Below are 22,061 nucleotides of genomic sequence, written 5' to 3'. Positions count from 1 at the left end.
GTTTAAAAATCAGCAACTTCGGTCCAAGAAGATAGTTGGATCTGGGGGTTTAACTGGCTGGTAATAACTTTTACCTTTCTAATAATGGCCCCTACTGAGCCGGTGGACCTGACTTCACGAATAGAGCCGCCAGAATTGATAACGGTGTAAGTACAATTGCCCTGCTCGAGGGTAAAATTATTAGTGCCAGAAAAATTGGTATTATTGCGGATAGCCATCAACCCCAACTCGACGCAAGAATCAGCCAGAGAGCGAGCCTGAAGAGACTTTTGATAATCAGTGTTGGTGCGGCTATCGCTAACGACAAAAGACGACAAATAAATCACCAAAGCAAGGGCGATGGAGCCGAGGACAACAATACTGTAGAGAATAATGTAGCCTGATGATTTTTTTTCCATAAAATTATCTTCTCCCGCTAGCCCCATTAAAAATTTTAGCATAATTATACTCAGGGCGGGAGGTGTTGTTGATATAAGTCAGAGTAAATTGAACGCCGATGTTGTCTTTGGTGCTGGTATTGGCCAGATTTTGAAAAGTCAGATCAGAGACGGTTGTTTTATCAGAAGTGATAAATATTGGCTGACTAGCGCCCTCGGTCAGACGCAGACGATTGGTGCTAATGTCAAATATATTAATGACGCCATTGATATTTAAAGTGAGACTGGGCGAGTTGTTGTTGGGTATTGGGCTAGAAACACTGGTCGCGCTTCTAATGCTTTTTAGAATATAATCCATAGCCTGCCGCCCCTCCTCCTCTACGGTAATGATAACCTGATTTTTGAGGCGCAGCTCAGACATAGTGCGGAACAAACTGCCGACGCTTAAAAGAATAATCGAAGCAATGGCGAGATAAAAAACCAATTCTATTAAAGTAAACCCCAACTTTTCTCTCATAATTTTAATTTAGTTTGGCGCAATAATAACCAACTCCTCCAAGTTTGATTGGCCAACAGCAAAAGCCCTGTCAAGACTAGAATCATAGGCGATACCCAAAAGAGGGCTGGCTCCAGGGATATCTTCTTGGCCCAATATGGCCGGGCTGGCTGGAGTACTTAGATTTATAACTTTAAACTCACTAGCCGCGTCACTGGTGGTAATAAAAAGATAATTATCAGAATTGCCGAGATTGAGGGCGATATCGTTTAGCGTACCACCAACCGCCAAAGATCCGAGTAGCGACGGCGTAGGAGGGTTGGAAATATTAATAACATGGAGGCTGCTGCCTTGGCCCATAAACAATTTATTACCAGCCAAAGCAATAGTAATAGAATCAGTGGTGCCAGATAAATTCAAAGAGCCAGCGTAGGATAATGCGGCTGGGTTACTGATGTTGACTACCCTTAATTCGAAATTATTATCACCAGTAGCCAGATAGGCATAATTGCCAGAAACAACAACCTCATAGACGACCTGCCCGACATTCATGGAGCCGAGTAGCGCGGGACTGGCTGGGTTGGTAACATTTATAATGAGAAAACCCGGATTGGAGCCGGAATTGGTACGACCCAGATAAACATTGTTGCCAATCACATAAAGACCGTTGCCATTGCCGGCGCCAGCGGCATTGTATGTTCCGACCAGGCTTGGCGATGAGGGGTTGGAAATATTAATAATTTTTAATTCCCCATTATCATCGTCGGAAGAAACATAGGCGTAATTACCGGTGACAAAAATATTGGTGGGGCCGCCGGTGAGTGACAATGAACCAACCACAAAAGGACTGGAGGTATCACTAATATCCGCAATAACAAAATCTGGGGAACCATCAGCTCTGACAATGTAGGCATAATCACCAATAACTTGAATTTTCCGACCATCATTAATACCCGGGAGATCAAGCCTTGATTCTATGGTAGTAGTAGACCAGTCACCGATGGAGGTAATAATTTTTTGCCAATTAGTAAGCCGACCGATAAGAGAGGTATTATAATCATTGCCGCGGCTAGACCAACTTACCTGGCTAATAATTTTTTTAGTATCTGAATCCAAAGAAGAAACTACTATTTGCCTAGCAAAACCGTCTGCGGTGTCTAGGCTGCCAGCAAAAGACCATTGGCCGGAGCTTTTATTAAGACCATGAGTACCATCGACCAGGTTGATGAAGTTATTATCGCGAAGATTTCTCGAGGCCTCAATTCCCTGTTCGGCCAAAAAAATTGCCCTGGTCTTCAATCCGATAAGCGCAGGAAGGGCGTTGAAATAAATAAGGGCGCTAATAAGGGAAGTGGCAATAATAGCAAAAAAGGCTGCGGCAATAACGGCTTCGGCCACAGAGAAACCAAAATAATTATTAATAAGCAATAAAGCCTTTTTGGTTGATTTGGATTTCAGCATGGGAATTATTGGAAGATAGAGTAATGCTTACCGGACTTGACGGCTGGCCGGTAAATTTATTGAAAATAATGTCACCGCCCGGACTAATGGTAATTTGAGAGGGTAGTGGATGGACTTCATCAAAATTAATATCACGAAGGTTGAAATTACTACCCTTAAAGATGATCAATCTGTCATTGGCAAGGTTGACTCCCCAAGCACTGTCTTCAGACACAGCCATTGACTTGGTAGCGGCTCGACGTAGGGTAGAAATAATTTCAAATCTAGCAAGATAAATATTATTGTTTGTCCGAAAAGCAGTATATGATTCCAGCGTCATGACGCCGATGAAGCCAAATAAAAAAAGAACGACCACCGCCTCTATCAAACTAAACCCGGATTTATTTTTTTTCTGTTCCTCCATAATATCACCAAACCTTTAAATAATAGAAGAAAAATTATAGATCGGCACCATGGTACCCAAAACGAAGAGCAAAACCCCAAAACCTACCAAAATCAAAAACAAGGGCTCTAAAATAATGGGTAAATTTTTAGCTACGGTTTCGGCTCGATTCTCATAGATAACACCTATCTTGAGCAGGGTATCGGCGAGTGTGCCAGATTTTTCTGCAGCGTAAAGCATTTGGCGCACATCGGGGGTGAGTAATTTTTTCACCTTAGGATAAGAGCTGATGCTTTTTTGCAAAGAATTGCCCTCCTCTACCTTGGCGCCTAGGAAAGCATAAAATTTTTTATAATTATTAAAGGTAGTAGTGCCAGGCATGGATTCTAGGGACGAAGAAATAGTCAAGCCGGCTGATAACATATAACCCAAAAGATAACTGGAGCGGGAAATCTCCACATATTTAATGAGCTTGCTGATAAAAGGAATCCGAAAAAGAATAAGGTGGCCGATAAATTTTGTTTTGGGGAAACTAAAAAGAAAATAAAAAGTAGCCAAAATAAGAAGCATGAATACAGGTACTATGAAATAACCATAATCGGAAAAAAACATACCCACCTTAATAATCATAATGGTAAGGAGTGGTAAGTTTGCTCCCAAATCTTTGTAAACACCGGCTACCTTGGGTAAAGTATACCAAGCCGTACCAACGCCTACAAAAATTGTTAGAAGAAAAATTATAACAATATACAAGAGAGAAGAGTTGAGTTTTGAGCGAAAAATCCTTTCTTTTTCGCGCTGCAAAACAATTAGTTTTAGATTGTCCACCAGCTTGCCGGATTTCTCGCCTAGGCGGATAAAAGATATTGTATATTGGTCTAAAAAATTTTGTTTTTCTAGTGAATCGGCCAAAGAGAGGCCCTCATCTATATCATCACTTATGCGTTTTAGTAAATTATTAATGCGGGTATTCGGTTCCTCTTCACGCATAGAGCTGAGCGCTGTTTTAATATCAAGACCAGCCCCGATAAAATTGGAGAGATTTTCAATCAATCCATAGGCTTTATTTTTTAAGCCAAAATAAGCAAAACGATATCTCTTTTGTTTTTTGCGGGGAGCGGGCATAATTTTTATAAATCAATTGGAGCAACGCGGAAAAGTTCTTCCAAGGTAGTAATGCCAAGCTTGACTTTTTCCAACCCATCCTCAAATAACGATTGGGAACCTTGGCGCTTGGCCAAAAGCCAAAGATCCTTGGCTTGAGCCTTATTGTTAATCAAATCCTGAATCTCTGGGCTGGTTTTTAATAATTCAAAAATAGCTGTTCGCCCTTTATAGCCGGTGTTGTTGCAAACAGAACAGCCTTTGCCCTTGTAAAGGATTTTTGTTTTTTTAAGGTTGGTGGCGATGGCGGGTGATAAAGCACTTAATTCTTTGTGGTCGAGAGAATAACTGAAACGGCAATTATCACAAATCTTTCTAACCAGACGCTGCGCAATAACTAATTCAAGGGTTGAGGCCAACAAAAATGGCTCAACGCCCATATCGATAAGCCGCGGAATCACAGCAGCGGCATTATTGGCATGGAAAGTAGAGAATAAAAGATGTCCAGTCAGGGCGGCATTAACAGAAATTTCCGCGGTTTCCTTGTCGCGTATCTCACCCACCAGAATAATATCTGGGTCCTGGCGGACAATAGAACGCAAACCCTTGGCAAAAGTAATATTTTTTTCTTGGCTCACTTGGATTTGGTTGGCGCCGTTGAGAATATATTCTATGGGATCTTCAATGGTGGTAATGTTTTTTTCCGCGCTGCTTAGCCTTTTTAAAAGAGCATAAAGAGTAGTGCTCTTACCAGAGCCGGTTGGGCCAGCAGACAAAACCATGCCAAAAGGCTTCTTGAGAACATCGCTAATAATTTTTTGTGTTTTTTCAGAAAGCCCCAGGTTGTCTAAATTTAAAATATCTACATGCTTGGCCAAAAGGCGTAAAACTACTTTTTCGCCATAAAAAGTGGGGGCAATAGAGAGGCGCACGTCAACCATCCCCCACTCTGAATTAATGCGGAAAGCACCATCTTGGGTAGTGTGGTGTTCGTCAATTCTCAAAAGTGACAAAACCTTGAAGCGATTTATAATATTTTCATAATACTTATAGTCAACACTACCAGCTTCCTGCAAAATACCATCGATTCGGAAACGAATAACAACTCCGTTTTCTTGCGGCTCAAAATGTACGTCAGAACAATTGTAGCTAATAGCATCGGCCAATATTTCTTCTATAATTTCTGGAGCGACTTTATTTTCTTCTTTTATTATTTTGCCAAAACGTGTATCTAGGGTTTTGTGATAAAAATTAAAAATCTGCCTGATATCATCAGTCAGAGAATAAGCGAGATTAACCTTTTTGTCCTTAAACAATGCCTGCAGCTCGACGACCGCAGCCTTGTTGTCGGGATTGTCGGTGGCGACAATAATTTTATTTTTTTCAACACGAAACAAAATGAGATTGTATTTTTTGGCCAAGACTTCTGGCAACATCAAAACCTGCTCTTTGCTGGGCACTTGGGTATTCAAATCAGCATAGGGAACACCATAGTGTTCAGCAATAGCCTGACCAAGGATATCTTTATTTATAAGTCCTTCTGAAAACAAGTAATCAAGGAGGGGAATTTTTTTCTTTTTGCTCGCAGACTCGGCATTTTCAGCCTCCTCTAGTGAAATATAATTGCCTTTCAGAAGAATACTCCTGATATCGAGTTTCGTTTTTGCCGCCATATTAAATTTTATTTATTTTTATTTATTGTCTAAAAACTTTTTGACTTTTGCGACCGCCTCACTCAGCGTGGTATCTGATTTTACAAAATAGTCTACGGCCCCCAGACTTTTTGCTTTGCCAATATCTTCCGCCTGGCTAAGGTTGGAGGAAACGATGACCGGAATTTTATTTTTCCTAGATTTCAGGACTTCTAGGACCTCAAAGCCAGAAACTTTTGGCATCATGAGGTCTAAAAAAATCAAATCAAAATGACCGGTTGTAATTTTACTAAGAGCTTCCTCACCGTTGGAAACCACTTCGGCATTAAAACCCTCCTTTTTAAGCTTTATACACAAAGCATTGGCAATGGGCTTTTCATCGTCAACTATTAAAATATTTTTGGGGCTTGATTTTGGAGCCATATAATAAAAAGTATGTGAAAATAAGCTATATTTTATTAATTAATTATAACACAAAATAAAAAAATAAAAAGCTCCTCATTCAAATGGGGAGCTTTTCTATAAATATTGACTATTTCATCTTGCGACGAATAAAGGTGGGTATACCAAACTCATCACCATCGTCTTCGGTAATGTCTTTGGGTGAGGGCCTAGTTGGCCTCTCTTTTGGTTCAGAAGTATTATCACTTGCTGTTTTTGCGGGGCTGGTTAAATCTTTGTTTATTTTGGCAATAAAAACAGGGCTTGATGTTTGTAGTGGATTGATAAAAGTATTGGGTACCCCAAATTTGGAATCTCTTTTGCCGGCATCTTCGCCAAATCCAGTAGCGATAACTGTTACGGAAACCTCGCCCTTGAGATTGTTGTCAATGGTGGTACCAAAAATTATCTTGGCACCAGAGTCAACCGAAGCGGTTATAAGACGAGCCGCCTCATTGACTTCGTTCATTGTCAGGTCACTAGGTCCAGTAATAGTAAAGAGAACCCCCTTAGCTCCCTCTATAGATAATTCCAGCAAAGGAGAATCAATGGCTGATTTGGCGGCGTCAACAGCCCTGTTCTCTCCACTGCCCTGACCAATTCCCATAAGGGCTGAGCCAGATTCTTTCATAATAGCTTTGACGTCGGCAAAGTCGACATTAATCAAACCAGGCTTGGTGATCAAATCAGAAATGCCCTTTACGCCCTGCTTTAAAACATCATCAACAATAGCAAAGGCGTCAAGAAGTGAGGTTTTTTTGTCTATGATTTGGAGAATGCGATCATTGGGTATGCTAATAATGGTATCAACTTTGGCACCCAACTCCTCCAGCCCTTTGTCGGCGATAGTGCGCCTTTGAGCTCCTTCAAAGGAAAATGGACGAGTCACAACAGCGACGGTTAGGGCACCAATGTCTCTGGCGATTTCGGCAATAACTGGCGCTGCCCCAGTGCCAGTGCCACCACCCAAGCCACAAGTAATAAAAACCATATCAGAACCCTTCAGAACCTCCCTGATTTCGCTAGATGACTCCTCGGCTGATTTCATGCCAAGCTCTGGGTTCATGCCGGCGCCAAGCCCCCGAGTTACGGTGCGACCAATATGAAGTTTGTGTTTGGCAAGATTTTGGTGCAAAGCCTGCGCGTCGGTATTTACACTAACAAAGTCAACCCCACTAATATCACTTGTCACCATGCGATTGACAGCAGAATTGCCCCCACCACCGACGCCAACAACCTTGATTTTGGCAAAGGTCTCTATATCTGGCTTGACTTCGATTGTTTTTTTCTTGATTTTACTTTGTTTGGTGGTAACCATAGCCTTAGATTTATATTTAAAATTTATGCCGTTAATATTAAAGGTTAATGGGAATTAGTCAAGGGCTAAAAATTGATTAGATTTTTGAACCACTTTCTAGCCTTCGCACTAAGCTCACCCAGAGACTTAATGGAGGGCAAACTAAATATCTTTGATGATTCGCCCCCTAGAGCTTCGGCTCCCCAATAAGCCAAACCAATCGCGGTAGTAAAAGACAAATTATTTATTTTGTCGATAGCCGTATTAATATTTAGAGGCGAGCCAAGAGAAGCAGGGAGACGAAATCTTTTCTTGGCAACCTCAACAATGCCCGGGAGTTCTGCGCCGCCGCCAGTCAAAACGACTCCAGCTGGCAAAAGGCCAGAGCGATCAATTTTTATTAATTCTTTATCAATCATATCAAAAATTTCTTCCACCCGCGCTTCGATAATTTCGGAAATATACTTGAGGGAAACTTTCTCACTTTCATTTTCAGAAAAATCTGCAAGGTTTATTTCCTCTTTCTTGCCAACTATATCAGAAACTGCCTGTCCATTTTCTAGTTTGATATTTTCGGCCACATCAAGAGACGTGCGTAGCCCAATAGCAATGTCTGAAGTAATATGATTGGAACCAAGCGGTACGAAAAAAGTATTAAGCAAATCTCCATCCTCAAAAACAGCAACTGAAGTAGACGATTCACCAATATTGACTAGGGCGACGCCAAGCTCTTTTTGCCTTTTTGTCAGAACGCTTTCTGCATTGGCCAAGATAGACAAAACCAAATCATCAATTTCTACCCCGGTACGATAAACAGCCTTGGTAAGGTTTTTTATTTGGGAAGAGAGACCTAAAATAATCTGGGTGGAAACCTCCAGTCTGATACCCGTCATGCCAACAGGATCCTTGATGCCGGTTTGATTATCAATGGTAAAACTTTTTGGAATAACATGCAGGATTTCATAGTTGGGAGGAGTGGCGACAGTTTGAGCAGCTTGGATAGCGCGATCAACGTCGTCCTCGCGTATCTCTCCATTGGCCCGAGAAACGGTGATAACTCCCTTTGATTCCTGGGTAATAATATGCGAGCCGGAGATACCAACAAAAACCTTTTCAATAGGAGAACCGATCATGCGCTCTGACTGTTCTAAACAACTAGTAATCGAAGACACGGCATCTTCGATGCTGACTATAACACCCTTGCTAATGCCGCTAGACGCTACCTCACCGCAACCGACAATATAAAAATTGCCATCCTGAGGGTTGAATTGTCCAGTGGCAACGCGGATATAGGAAGTGCCAATATCCAAGCCGGTGATAAACTGATCTTTCATAATTTAATAAAATTTAGAAGCAAGGCGGGGCAGCCCCAACCCGATTGCTGTACTTATTATTATAAAATAAAATAGCAAATAAAACAAATAATAACTTATCCACTTATGCGCAGGGGCCGTTCAATTTTGTTATACGGCCCAAAAGTAAATGGCTAATTGAAAAAATAGGGCCAAAAAATAATCAGGCCAATCACGACTGCCCCAAGGGAAGTAATAAGGACGGAAGCGGCCATGATGTCTTTTATTATTTTTACATAATCGTGTAACCGCGGCTTAAGGATGTCAGATAAGTGTTCAAAAATTGTATTGAGTGATTCTAAAACTAAAACGGCTATTATACAGATCAAGAGCGCTACCTTTTCCAGGCGAGACAGGCCCAGAAAAAACATCAGAAAAACAACTAGCAAAGCGCAGAATACTTGTATTTTAAAATTATTTTCACGCCAAACAAAACGTAAGCCCATAAGGGCATAGCGCAGACTACGAAAAAAATCTCGGAAACTAAACATAAAAAAACAAATAAGTTATTTTAGCAGCTTTTCTTCTAGTTTTTCCATCGCTTCCGCCTCTCTGGGTTTGGTATGATCATGACCGATCAGGTGTAAGATACCATGAACCAAAAGTTTTTTTATTTCTCGCTCGATCGAGTGGTGTGAGTCGTGGGCTTGTTTTTGGGCGATGTTGTAGCAAATAATAATTTCGCCATTCAAAGATCCTCGGTGCCAAAAATAACAAAAGCTTAAAACATCAGTGGCTTTGGCTAAACCGCGGTAAGTGTTGTTTAATTTTTTTATACTTTTTTTATCAACAAAGGCGAGTGAAAGTTCTATTTTTTTTATCTTAAGCCGCCGGGTGGTACTATTGATAAATTTTAAAATACCTTTTTTTGATAATGTGGTTTTGGCCAGGCCGGATATCTCAATCATAATATTTATTCAGTTCTCATTATTTTGAAGCTCTTGAGAACCATATTAAAGGTAGACATAAAGTTGCCATCCTTCCTGAGATTAATATTATAAATAATACTATAGATATTATCACCAAGCATAAAATAAACCTTTAGCCTGTCGGTCGATAAAATAGCTGATTCCACGCCAGAAACTTTGATATTAGTTACGCCCTCGGAATCAAGCTCCAAATAATTTTTATACCAAGCTTTTATGTCTTGGTAATCATCAGAGTTCGGCTCTATTGAAATTTGGACGAACTCACCTGTATTTGACTGAAAAATAACCGTACCGGAGCTTTCTTTGGCCTCCCAAGAAGATGGGTATACCAAATTGTAGCGGGCGTCGTTGTTGACATAAGTCTTCACAAGATCAGAATCATATATTTTTGCGCTACCAGCGATTAAGGGATTGTATAGATTGGATAGCTCATTGCCATCCTGATAGGTGTCCCCATCGGTGTCTGGATTTTCTGGATTGGTGCCATATAGAGCCTCCTCAATATTAGTAAGGCCATCGGTATCAGAATCTACTGCCGGTTCGTAATCAATTTCATCTCCTGTCTCGTCTTCTGGCGGAGCTGAAAATTCCCAATTGATAATAAATTGGTTATAAACCTCATTGATAATATTTTTGTCGCTTTTATAAAAATGTAACTGATAAATATTGCCCTCATAAAGACTAAAAATAGAATAGGTGTTGCCAGCGATGTCGTCGTAACGATAGGCGTCTTTGTTGTTTAATTTATAAGCCTCCAAATCAACTTCGGAGAGCCCAAAGTTGCTGGATAACCAACCCAAAATGTTTTCTAGATCTTCCTCATTGTAATTATAAATATTTATTTCTGCCCTGCCGGCGTCGATATTATCACCAGAAAGTAAAACCTGCTTGTTGTACTTGGCAGAAGAGTCCTGGCCGGCTACTGCGGCTGTCCAGATACTTGGATATCTGAAAGAATAATTATAAGCAATATCTTCATATGTTTGCCATGTATTTATATCTCTTAATTCTTCTTCTGGTAAAACTGGGTCAGTAGTGGTCGGGGTTGGCGGTATTGGTGCTTCTCCACCGAGATTGCTTGGCCCAGATGGCTGGTTGACTACTGGTGCTGCGGGCAAGGGATTTTCTTTTTTGACGCTTTTTAAAAAAAGCCAAGCGGCTACGGCCATAGCGCCTCCGACCAAAAGAACTATGACAAGCCCTAGTAAAATATTCTTCTTTAGGCCTCCTTTGGCGCCAGAAGAGCCCAAAGAGGGGCGAATAGATAAAAACTTCGAGGGTATGGTGCGAACCTCAAAGCTGGTCTCCGCCGGCAATGATTTTTGGGGAGTTAATGTTTTTGGGTCAGTTATTTGTTTTGGATCAAACATGTAATTTATTTTATTATTTTAAAAATTTAAATGAGCTCAGTAGGGATTCAAAATTGGCCTGATGATCTGGCCCTTTTTTGGTGGCAACATAGCGAATAGTATAAGAAAAACCATTTGGTGCTTCATAGTTTTGGGTACTATACTCACTAGAGACTGGGGTTTTGTCGGCTAAGTTCTCTTTGTTTTTGGTCATAACACCATTTTCACTGTTGAGGCCGATGGTATAAAGCCAATCAGGCGCTTGCAAATCTTCTGGTTGGCTATTATTTAGATAAATATAAACTTTTATCTGATTCACGTCATCATTGAAAAGCACCAAATCATCATTTGAGGAAACCAAAACCATGCCAGAAAGGGGGACAAAAGAAAATTTATAAGAACTATTGAGGTACAAACCATCGTCGGTAATAGCATCTGCCTTGAGTGGATCTTTTTTGTTTTTTATTTCATCACCATCACTTAGGCCATCGCTATCAGTGTCGGATTTGAGTGGATCAGTTTTGTAAACCTTTACCTCCTCTCGGTCTGACAAACTATCATTGTCGGTGTCTACGGCATCAGGGCTAGTGCCAAGAGAGGCTTCCTCTTCATCGGTCAGCCCGTCACTGTCACCATCATTATTGGTCGTGGTTGGCAAGCCATTATTGATCGGTTGGTTTGCGGGGTTGTTGTTTTGAAGATTGCCGTTGTTATTATCGGTGGTATTGTTGATGGGTGGTTGATTATTATTTGTGTTGTTCAAATTATCAAAAAGATTAACTGCTGGGGAGTTATTAATATTATTATTTTTATTTTTGGTAAACCACCAGAAAGCAACAGCGGCTGTCCCGATAATAATGGCCCCGATAGCGACTAATAATATGATACTTTTGGTATCAAGCGTTTTGGGTGGAGCAGTAATGTCGGCGATGTTTAGTTGAGGACTTGACTCGACTTTTGGGTTAAGGGGTGCGGTAAAGACAGAAGGGGCACTTTTTATAATCGGCTCTGACGGCGGTGCCACTGGTACTGGATCAACCTTGCTAAAGATATCCTCCGGCTCAACAGTACTTGGCTGCGAAATTGGCTGTGGGGATGGCGGAGGGGTTGTGCTGTTCTGAGGTGGAAGATTGTTTTGAGGGACAAGGGGGTTGGGCTGATTATTATCAAACATAAAATAATACTATTAATTATTTTCTTTGAAAAAGTAAATTGTAGGTACCGGGTGAACAGGGCTCGCTACCAATAGTCGTACTGCCAACTCCCCAACCGCTCGGGCTATATTCCATATTGAGATAAAATTTATAAGAGTCACCACTATTAATCGATTGATAGTGATACATATGTGAGCCAGCCGGGCATTTGAAGTCCTTGGCAAGACTGCTCCAACATTCCGTGTTATAGCCTTCTGGGCAATCAACAGCTTTATTGAGAGGGTCGCGTAAAGAGCCGGAATTTATAAGGCTGGCAAAGGTATTGCTCCAAGAGTCCCAAATTGAAACGCTCTCCCCTGCCTTGTAAGTGCCAGCTGACAAGGTCGGGTAGCTGCCGTGAGAGATATTACAAGTCTCGCCAGTGCTAGTCCCGGGGCAATCAGAATCAGAGACACAGGCAAGATTGACATGCTTGCTACAAGTGCCTCGATATTTGTCCAAAAAATAAATCATTTGTTTGAGGTGCCCCATGCGGATGACATCTCTGGCTAATTTGTCCTTTTTCGCATCACAGGTACCACCAGCTCCACAGTCACTATCTTTGAGACAATATGTTCCTGGGGCTGTGCCGCCAACGCAGATACGATTGTTGGTGATGCTATTGCTATTAAAAACAAGGTTTTGGGTGATCTGATTGTAGGTTTCTGTGGTGGTAATCTTTGGATTGTCGGTGTGTGACACCAAGAATATATTGGTAAAAATATTGTGTGTGCCGGCGGGGTCCTGATCTACGGCCATATTGACATAAGAAGTGCGTCCGGCAGCCATTGATTCATAGCCGTCAATTTTACCAGTGGTACCGCTGGCGGGTTTGTTTTCATATTTTTGAGCCCAGGCAGAAGGCGAGAGATGCTCACCGTTGTTGTATATTCTAATGCCGATAGAATCATTTAGAGTATCACAAGTCTCCCCGACCGGACAGGTCTCTGTGGAGCAATCAATGTTGCTGGCGGAACATCTTTTTTTGTTGTCATTTTCGATAAGAAATAAAAATTCTTTGACTGAATTGTAGCAATGGCCAGTTGGCGCGCAAGTGGTGTCTGTCGAGCACTCAGCACCATTGCGATCGCCACCGACGCAATAACCCTTTTCTCTGCCCTTTATCTTGCCGGGTATGTTGAGGGCTGGTAAATCGTCGGCAGTGGGCTCAAGACATTTGCTGCTGGGGCAACCTGTGTCATTTATACAAGCCTTGGCAGCGTTAACCCCATCTTTGCAAAATTTATTCATCTGACCATAATCGCGGCAATAAAAAGTCGTAAAGGTCATGTCATAACAATCAGCGGTGCTGCCGGAAACGTTACAGTTGTTGGCTTTGTCGGAATAAGGGAAACCTTGGCTAAAGGTGGGCCAAGGATTCTCGCAAATAAAATTGGTAACGATAACTGAGCCAGTGGCTAAACCAACTGCCGGATCAGGATCAGAAGCCGTGGCGCTGACGGTCGTTTCCCCACTCTTTTTCTGAGAAGTAATGTTGGTCACTTGCTGGTTAGCAGAATTAATAATTAAAAATTCATTGGTATTTTGTTTCCACTGATAAGCGGCGGATAACCTTTGGTTGTCTTTGTCTAGGGCGATGGCAGTATATTTGTGTTGATTGCCAGCGGCAGAGGCATCAACATCATCGGGGCAAATATCACGGTCAGCGCAGGTAAAGTAATCTCGTGAGACTTTTTCCTTTTGAACACCTTTATATTCAATATTGACCGAGACCTTGGCAATTTTACAAATCTCATTTTTGGTGGTAAAAGATTGGGACCAAATATCTTTGTATTTTTTGGAGGAAGCGTTGGTATTTATTTCTGCCCCAAAAGATGTCTTGAGGCCATTTGCTCCACCAAGATAATAAACTAAATATTTGGTGTTACCAGCAAACAATCCTCTATCTGGAGTAAATCTAATAACAGTACAACCATCATCGTTGGTACAGCCCTCTCCCCCCTTGGCGACTTCGAAAGAGCTCAAGTTGCCGGATACCGGGCAATACCAGTCGCCGCCAGCGGCTTTGGCCTTACTGGGACGGAAGAAGTTCTTTATTTTTTCAAAAACCACGGACAACAAGCCCATCTTTTGGTTGTCGGGGCCAAGGGCAATCTCGGTTTCGTCATAACATTTCTTACCTACGTCGTCAGCTGACTTATTAAAAACTAGAACAGTATTACCATTGATAGTTGCCTGGTCCATCTTTTGATCAAAGGTCGCCTGGACAATACTATTGCGACAGGCATTTGTGGCAACCGGTGAAAGCGAGGATGAAATGATGCTGGCCTTGGGGGGCGCTTGGCATTTACAAGACACCCGATCACAAATCAGACCACTCCAACAAAGATTATTATCAGCATCGCAGGTGGCGGTGGTCTTATTTTTATCACAATCAGAACCAGCGCCGCCAGTGGCCAAATTAAAATTTAGACTGTTGCTCGGACAACCATCAATTTCAACATAAACAGGACCGGTAATAGTATTGGGTGGTACTTTGGCGCTGATACCTGTGTTGGACCAATTATTGATTGCGCCATCGATAGCACCGCTAGAACCATTAAATTTTACCAATTTTTGAGTGGTGCCAAGCTTTTCTCCAGCCAAACTAATAGCATCTCCCCATTTCCCCATATTGGGGTTGAGAGAACAAAGACCCGGTAGACCACCGGCTGGGGCACTAACACCAAGGATGCAATCCTCTATGTATTTAAATTTAATATTTTTATTACTGGATAAACCATATTGGTCTGTAACTATGACCGGCAAATCAACGGGGGCGCTAACGAGACTCGACGGTATGGAAATAATAATTTCTGTATCACTCCATCTTTCACTGCAAGGGTAAATATTAACTGAGTCTGGACCAACCTCTACTTTGCCGCTGCCACGGTTTGACTTGAAATAGCAACCAGTAATTGTTACCCAGCGACCATTTGGGCCAGAAGACGGGTTGAGAGATTTAACAACCGGTTTGCAACGCTTGGTCGGGATATCGCAGGTGCTAACACAGTTTGGATTAACGGCACAATCAATATCGCTGGAGCAAGTGTCCACAAAAACATTTAGTTTGCCTTGGTCTTTTTTATTCTCTGTTTCGGCAGAGACATAAACGGTGCCTGACTTTGTACCAGAGGTAGCAGTAACTGAAGGCCCGCCGCCAGAGATACTAACGCCTATGGTCGGATTATTGTTGTCTTCCACTTTCCATTGCCAGTTGTAAGCATTGGCGTTGATCAACGAACAATTGGTAGAAATAAAAGGAGCTATTGCTTTGGCGTTGTAGGGGGTGGCAATATTACCATTGACAGTAATATCTCGTGGCTCTACATAAACTTTATCAATGGGGCAAAGGGTGCCGGAACTTTTGGTCTGGAAGCGCCAGATATAATCATTTGGCATGTTAACGCCGGATGTGTTTTTTATATCTTTCTTTATAGTCGCCTGATAGGTGGTGGAAGTATCCAGGTTGCTGGTGGGAGTCAGAACAAAACTCCTGTTGCCTGCGGCGACCACAGAGGCGGTGATACGTGTTGGGTTGACACCTGGCTTGGGATTAGCCGGGTCAGAATTATCATCTTGGCAATTATTGGTGTTACATTTTTGTAGATAAATATTGGTGGTATTGATAGTGGTGAGCTGAATGTCTGTAGTAAATAAGGCGGAGATGGCGGTATTAATACAAACATTGCTGGCATTGGGGCGTGGGCTGGGACTGGGTAGACCATCATTTTTTATCTGACAGAAACCACTAGGACAATCTGTATCGCTCGTGCAGCTCTTGCCGTCATTACTACCGCCAAGGCACACCAGGGCACAAACACCATTAATGACAATGCCTGGGGCATTGGAACATTTATCTTTTTTGAATTTGCAGCTTGAGTCGCAAGTGAGGTCTCCTCCGACAAAGCCCATATCAGCACAGGTCTTGCCGTTCAGGTTGGCGCCATCACACTCTTCGCCTGGGTCAAGGCTGTTGTCACCGCAAAAATTGACATTAAAGGGCACACCATTGCTTTCACCCTTATCATTTTTTAATTTGACATCACCATCAAGAGCGGTGGCTGGTACTATGATATTTTTTATCAAAGTATCAGTCCAGTCCGCGGTGTTTGGTATCTGATAAACGGCGGTGGCAAAGGGCGTAAAATGAGCTTCATGGATAGTACCAAAAGCGCCAAAACGAATACCGGATAATTCTACTCTTGATCCTCGATCACCGCTATTGGGGCGCACAGACCAGAGACATGGGCCCTCGGCCTTGCCACTCAAAATATAAAAATCTTTTTGGTTGCTCGGTAGAATATTCTGATTAGCGCCCTGGTATTTTATGCTCATGACCACCTTGGGGCGGTCACCGGCACTCAAACCATCTGGTACAGTAGTAGCAATATAATTATCACCATAATCAGCAGTGTTGGGAATAAAGGCAGTTTTTGAACCAAATTTTATTTCAGCGACTGTGGCCGGATTGGCGGCTGTGCCCTTGAAACACTGGCCAGAGATGGTGAGGCACTCCCCAACCGGACCATTTTCCTTACTCAAACCCGAGATATACGGAGAGCAGACGCATCTGGAAAGATCAGAGACGCCAAAATCCCAGGACTTGGTCAATACGGTGCGATTGGCATCTAAAATTTTATCAGTCACCACGCTGATATGGTATTTGGAATTATCTTTTAGGTCGCCGCTCGGAATAAATTCATAAGAACGGAAATGCTCATTGATATTATAATTTGGGTCACTGGGGTCACCCGCGTCAGTCACTTGGAATACGCCGGCGGAATTGTTGGCCATGGTCTGGTGCGGGGCGAGAATGTAGTTGAACTGCTGGACTATTTGATTTTGGTTGTTGACAACCACGTATTCGCTGATGGTAAATTGTATTTCCTGCTCATACATGGTGGTATTGAAAGTGATAGCTGGCCGGATATTGGGGCAATTACTGTCGCCGGTGGGATAAAAATTTTCCACGCCCGGAGCTTTGTCATTGGTAGTAAATTGCCACGAAAAAGAAGCGGGGTCCATCTTGTTGCCGCAGAGATCAGAGATATCTTTGACTGTCGCCCGATAGGTAGTGAATGATTTTAATAAATTGGGAGAAATGAGATTTACCCGAAAGCCCTGCCCGTCCATGTTGGCAGAAAAAATATTATTGTCGACGGTGCCAACGGGGTTGCCATTTTTGTCCAACTCTTCAAGGGTAAAATGAGCCGGACTGGGGGTAGAGTTGCCGGTACCGCCAAACAAACTGGTGGCATCAATGTTTTCTGAAAAATATACCTCAATAATCGGATCGCGAGAAACATTGGCGTCATAAGGGATATCTTTTCTGGGATAAGTCCTGACAATGGTTGGATTCACTGAGTCCCCTTCTTCGCCCACATAGAAATTCCAGGTGAAATCGGGCGGTGGAGAACTATTACAATCAGCCACATTGGCACATTGTGATAAATTGCGCTTGCTCAAATCTTTTAAAACTGTCGGCAGGTGGCTCGCGTGTGTTGTTTTCCTGTTGTCATAAGAATTGTTCTTGGGCGTGAAGACCAAGACATTGCCAAAAGTATTCCAACTGCCATCGGCCACTGATTCAGGATTGGTCAGGGCGGCAATGCGCAATTTGTCGGTCGTGACAGCTGGTGAGGAAAAAGCGCCGGTGACGGTATTATTATCAATATTGTGATTAAAAACTGTCTGAACTTTACTACACCAAAAAACATTGCTTTTTTGAGGATTTTTGAAAGGCGAAGTAGCTAGAACTGCACCATGGGCAGTCTGCACTTCTTCAATTTTAAAGGAGTCAGCGCCACCGCCGCCATTGTTGCAGCTAGGATCACAGGATACATCATAACGATAATTTTGTCCGTCTACGCAACGCAGACAGCCAGAGCACTCGCCAATATTACAAAAGCCGCCGCCCCCTCCGCCATTACCTTCGCCGCTCAAAACTTTAAAGATATACTGGACTATGGCAAAAGCCATCATTATAATCACGAGGCCAATTACCGCGTTTAAAATTATTTTTTTGGCTTTAGCTATTTTTTCTTCACTACCAGCCGAGGTCATCCATAGGAAACCGGCATAGAGAATAATAACTAAAGCGATAACGCCAAGAGTGCCAAGAATCGCCCGGATAACTTTGATTACGGTGATACGGATATCCTCTCCTGACAGACCAGTGGCGGCGCCATAGTTTACGCCATATATATCATCAGCGGCATTAATACTTTCCGGCAATAAAAAAGCAACGGCGCCCAAGACGAGCACGATTAAAACCGTTGCCAAAAGAAAATAATATTTTGGAGATTTTTTGCGCATGGGGTTTAAAATCTACAAAGTAATTAGTTGATATTACAAATCAAAAACTATTTGTTCGTTGAATTCATCAATTTTCTCATCTATACCACTGGCAATATCAAATTTATAAAAACCATATTGACTATCACTTATCTTTCTAACATATAACAATGAAGAATCATCATCTGATATTTTTATATCACTTATCCTGTCTAGTTGATCCATTCCTTCGGAAGCAAAAATAAGCTTACCGGTCATTAAATCATTTGGGACAAGATCGGTGCCTATTTTTATTTTTTTCCATAAATATTTTTCCCCAACAAATTTTCCTTGTTCATAATAGCTATTATCCCACTGATTGAAATATAATTTATAAACTAATAAAATTGTATCATCTTTTAGCTTGTGGGCGTCTAATAAAAAGACCTGGCTAAAATAATCGCGATAGTCTTTTTTGTAAGCATCTATTATGCCCCATTTTTTATTCTGGCTTGCATCATAATAGTAGATTGATTCACTAGAGAATGGGATGGGGCCTTGGTTGCCGACCACGAAACTTCCATCGCTTTGCCAGTTTATTTTATATATGTCCCAATTATAATTCTTATTTTCATAAACAAAAATATTTTGTTGTTTAAATTTTTCTGTCAGAAAATCTGTGCCATCAATATTTGAATAATATGGATACTGCCAGAGACCACTGCACTCGGCACCGATGCCTTTTTTCCAATAAGCGACACTTTTGCCATCTGGGCTGACATCATAAATACCAATTTTGACGCTCTTTTTTTCCTCCTCGCTGACACAAGTTTCTGTCGCCAAATTACTTATTATGTCCGCGGAAAATAATTTTTTTGAACTGTCAATGTCGCCATCAAGGTTGATTGACCATATTTCCCCATCAGATAACTGGCTGGTGACAGAATCATATGTCCGCCTCACATATAAAACCTTGTTATTGGCCGAGGAAACCTTGGGGTTGAATGAGGCAATGTCGTTTTTCTGGGTTAATCTCTTTACACCGCTTGATTCCATGTTGTATAAAGTTATATCCGAATTGCCATCAAAGCCAGATTCCTTAAAAGATCTTGCCACCCAATTATTGTCTTCCGATAAATCAAAATCTATTAGATCTGGATTATTTAATATCATATTTGTCTTTTCCCCAGTCTTAAAGTCAAGAGAGATTAAACTGTCTCCCTTTTTGTAAACTACTCCCTCAAAGTGATATGTCTGCCAGCCAGCGGTGGGGTCAACTGCTTTGAAGATTTTAAAGGTGCTCAATAATTTACTTTCCATTTTTTTGGTTCGGTCGGTAGGCGTCTTACTATTGTCATAAGGACCATCAAAACTAATAATAAGCAGTTGCCCATTCAGATTATAGAAATATTGGTCGGGATAATTTACGCCACCGCCACCCGGTCCGTAATAATAAAAAGTATTTTTCCCCAAGATAACCTTCTTTGGCGGGTCAGCCAAACCCGTGGGCGCATAATTGTTTTTAATTATTTCTAGATTAAATTGGCCATCAATGCGAAGGAAAATTGAGGCGTTGTCAGAAGCATTGATTAAATAGAGGGCATATTCACTTGACGGCTTGATAGAATAGCTGGTCGGAAATTGAAATTCAAAGCCATAACTATTGCTATGATACGTCTGCCACTCGCCTACTTCATCCAAATCAGTATTTTTGATACCCAGCGCCAGCTTGGTAAACAAGCTCATCAGATTACCCCAAGTAACTTCCCATCTCTTGCCATCCAGATCCACATACCAGATACGGCCACGATCCTCGACTTGGAGAAGTAGTCGGCCTTTGAGGCGATTCATAAGAGCCGGGTAAGGCGAAACCTTGTCATTGCCGCGCTTGTCTGGATTGGAGGCAACTTCGGGATGATAACCATTCTGCACTTCACTTTTATCAGAAAAACCGTCATTATCAGTGTCCAGCTGATCAGAGACAGCCTCGGGGTCAATGGGAATTTTATTGAGATCACTATTGGTAATACCTAGGGATAATTTTTTGAATAATTCCAAAGCATTGGCAAAGGTGACCTCGTGCTTTTGTGAGCCAACTGGATCCACATACCAGATACGACCGCGATCCTCTACTTGGAGGAGCAGTCGGCCCTTGAGGCGAGTGGTGAGGCTACTGGCGGCGGAAGCGGGCTCGGCCAAAAGAAAAATCGCCAAAATAATAAAAAGAGGAAAAAATATTTTTTTCATATTTATTTTTTAGTTTTACTTTAAAATTTCTTTGACCACCCTACTAACAACGCCGCCATCAGCTTGGCCGCCGGCTTTGGCCATGGCGGCTTTCATGACGAGGCCAAATTGACTCGGAGAAGAAGCGCCGAGCTCGGCAATAACGGATTCAACAATTTCTCTGATTTTGTCTTCGCTCAATTCTGCGGGCAGATATTTTTTGATCAGAGCTAATTCTGCTTGTTCTTTTGCGGCTAACTCTGGGCGATTACCAGAAGTGAAAAGGGGGATAGAGTCTTCACGCTTTTTGGCTTCGCGCTTGAGGACTTTGAAAACTTCTTCATCGGTCAAATCTTGTTTTTTGAGACCAATCATTTCATTTTTGAGAGCGGCTTTCAGGAGGCGCAACAAATCAGTCAACTCACTATTGCGAGCGATCATGGCGGACTTGAGATCATTGTCCAGCTGCGAGAGCAAACTCATAAAAATTATCTTTTAAAAGATGATTTACCAAAATTGCCAGTTGTCTCTTCTGGTAGTTGTCCGATTTTTTGGAGATAATCTCTTTTTTCACGCAGATATTTGCGACGCAAAGCCGATTCTTTTACCTGACGTTTGGTTTTTGGCTTTGTTCTATAACGTCCAGCTTTGGCACGAAAAACAACCCGGCTCTGTAAAACGCGCTGGGAAAAACGGCGAAGCAACCCTTCGGTCGATTCGTTTTGTTTTCTTTTTACTTCAACGGCCATAAAAACACCCCCTTTCAAAAGGTCAAAATCCAATCAGCCAGATGGCGGATAAAAACTCAAAAAATGAATTTGGATTTTGGTTAAATTATCCCCTACTTTGGGGACAAAATACTGATTTAAATATATCAAAGAAAGTTTATTTCGTCAAAGATTTATTTTGATAAAAATAAAAAGGCCGGCAAGTTGTTTTAATAACTCAACTTGTCGGCCTAGATTTCCTCCTGAAGAACCCAGCTCCATGAAAAGCTCCTCCCGTCATCCCTACTTCATCAGGGTCATTTTCCTGGTCAAAACTCCCCCACCCTCGGCGATTAAACGGCAGATATAAACTCCGCTCGGAGCATTGATCGCGTTCCAGGTGAAGGTGTAATTACCGGCATGTTGCTCGGTGTCGACTAACGTCTCGACCAACTCACCACGTAGATTATAGATGCCTAGTTTAACCTGGCACTTCTTGGCTAGGGTGTAGGTGATATTGGTTGAAGGGTTGAAGGGATTGGGATAGTTCTGCGACAGGGTGAATTGGTCCGGCGAAGTGGCGCGTGAATCCACACCAGCAATCTGCGCGACGGAGAGTGCCCAAATTTTAGGGCTTTCGACAGAAGTGACCCCGCTCATAAATGGGCCTTCTCCTTCAAAGCGTGCGATCACCGAGATGGCCAATCTGCCGGGGTAATCAGTGAGTTCACCCCGGGTCAGTAAGACGGTCTGGCCGCTGTCGGATAATGAATACTCCGACTTGGTCTGAACGGTGTAGCTTACCGGTGCCGATAAAGT

At 42.2% G+C, this 22,061-nt stretch carries 17 protein-coding genes and 1 pseudogene; all 18 read right to left on the bottom strand.

The annotated features are described in order from the left end of the window. Window positions 1-2 precede the first annotated feature (2 nt). A complete protein-coding gene (locus GYA54_03875; GenBank protein ID NMC51838.1) occupies window positions 3-398 on the bottom strand; it encodes a hypothetical protein in 396 nt (131 codons plus the stop codon). A gap of 4 nt (window positions 399-402) precedes the next feature. Then, entirely contained in the window at window positions 403-894 is a 492-nt protein-coding gene (locus GYA54_03870; protein NMC51837.1) for a hypothetical protein, read from the bottom strand. Window positions 895-903: 9 nt separating this feature from the next. Continuing rightward, window positions 904-2,334, bottom strand: a complete 1,431-nt coding sequence (locus GYA54_03865) for a hypothetical protein (protein ID NMC51836.1) — start codon at window positions 2,332-2,334, stop codon at window positions 904-906. Next, a complete protein-coding gene (locus tag GYA54_03860) occupies window positions 2,291-2,737 on the bottom strand; it encodes a type II secretion system protein (protein ID NMC51835.1) in 447 nt (148 codons plus the stop codon). The genes GYA54_03865 and GYA54_03860 overlap by 44 nt, the downstream gene beginning before the upstream one ends. 15 nt (window positions 2,738-2,752) lie before the next feature. Further along, the gene (locus tag GYA54_03855; protein ID NMC51834.1) at window positions 2,753-3,841 is read right to left on the bottom strand and encodes a type II secretion system F family protein; all 1,089 of its coding nucleotides are present in this window, start codon (window positions 3,839-3,841) and stop codon (window positions 2,753-2,755) included. Between the two features lie 5 nt (window positions 3,842-3,846). Beyond that, window positions 3,847-5,493, bottom strand: a complete 1,647-nt coding sequence (locus tag GYA54_03850; protein NMC51833.1) for a type II/IV secretion system protein — start codon at window positions 5,491-5,493, stop codon at window positions 3,847-3,849. 18 nt (window positions 5,494-5,511) lie between these two features. Then, a complete protein-coding gene (locus tag GYA54_03845; GenBank protein NMC51832.1) occupies window positions 5,512-5,895 on the bottom strand; it encodes a response regulator in 384 nt (127 codons plus the stop codon). 109 nt (window positions 5,896-6,004) lie between these two features. Continuing rightward, complete coding sequence (gene ftsZ / locus GYA54_03840; GenBank protein NMC51831.1) at window positions 6,005-7,231, bottom strand: cell division protein FtsZ; 1,227 nt, start codon at window positions 7,229-7,231, stop codon at window positions 6,005-6,007. A gap of 65 nt (window positions 7,232-7,296) precedes the next feature. Next, window positions 7,297-8,544, bottom strand: a complete 1,248-nt coding sequence (ftsA, locus tag GYA54_03835) for a cell division protein FtsA (GenBank protein NMC51830.1) — start codon at window positions 8,542-8,544, stop codon at window positions 7,297-7,299. A 152-nt stretch (window positions 8,545-8,696) separates the two neighbouring features. Then, window positions 8,697-9,053 (bottom strand): diacylglycerol kinase family protein, encoded by a 357-nt coding sequence (locus GYA54_03830; protein ID NMC51829.1) that lies wholly within the window; start codon window positions 9,051-9,053, stop codon window positions 8,697-8,699. Window positions 9,054-9,068: 15 nt separating this feature from the next. Further along, window positions 9,069-9,470, bottom strand: coding sequence for an rRNA maturation RNase YbeY (ybeY, locus tag GYA54_03825; protein ID NMC51828.1), 402 nt, complete (start codon window positions 9,468-9,470; stop codon window positions 9,069-9,071). A 5-nt stretch (window positions 9,471-9,475) separates the two neighbouring features. Continuing rightward, window positions 9,476-10,861, bottom strand: a complete 1,386-nt coding sequence (locus GYA54_03820; GenBank protein NMC51827.1) for a hypothetical protein — start codon at window positions 10,859-10,861, stop codon at window positions 9,476-9,478. A gap of 391 nt (window positions 10,862-11,252) precedes the next feature. Further along, a pseudogene (locus GYA54_03815) lies at window positions 11,253-11,411 on the bottom strand (OmpA family protein). A 619-nt stretch (window positions 11,412-12,030) separates the two neighbouring features. Further along, window positions 12,031-18,351 carry a hypothetical protein gene (locus GYA54_03810; protein NMC51826.1) on the bottom strand — a complete coding sequence of 2,107 codons (6,321 nt, stop codon included), beginning with the start codon at window positions 18,349-18,351 and terminating at the stop codon, window positions 12,031-12,033. A 33-nt stretch (window positions 18,352-18,384) separates the two neighbouring features. Further along, complete coding sequence (locus GYA54_03805) at window positions 18,385-20,556, bottom strand: hypothetical protein (protein NMC51825.1); 2,172 nt, start codon at window positions 20,554-20,556, stop codon at window positions 18,385-18,387. A gap of 15 nt (window positions 20,557-20,571) precedes the next feature. Next, on the bottom strand, window positions 20,572-21,018 hold the full coding sequence (locus tag GYA54_03800; protein ID NMC51824.1) for a GatB/YqeY domain-containing protein: 447 nt from the start codon (window positions 21,016-21,018) through the stop codon (window positions 20,572-20,574). Window positions 21,019-21,023: 5 nt separating this feature from the next. Then, window positions 21,024-21,284: a hypothetical protein gene (locus GYA54_03795; protein ID NMC51823.1), complete on the bottom strand. Its 261-nt coding sequence runs from the start codon at window positions 21,282-21,284 to the stop codon at window positions 21,024-21,026. A gap of 261 nt (window positions 21,285-21,545) precedes the next feature. Continuing rightward, window positions 21,546-21,902 (bottom strand): T9SS type A sorting domain-containing protein, encoded by a 357-nt coding sequence (locus GYA54_03790; GenBank protein ID NMC51822.1) that lies wholly within the window; start codon window positions 21,900-21,902, stop codon window positions 21,546-21,548. Between the last annotated feature and the right edge of the window lie 159 nt (window positions 21,903-22,061).

It is taken from the genome of Candidatus Kuenenbacteria bacterium (assembly GCA_012797775.1).
Classification (GTDB): Bacteria; Patescibacteriota; Patescibacteriia; order UBA2196; family GWA2-42-15; genus JAAZMX01.
This window is presented reverse-complemented; position numbering and strand designations above follow the sequence as displayed.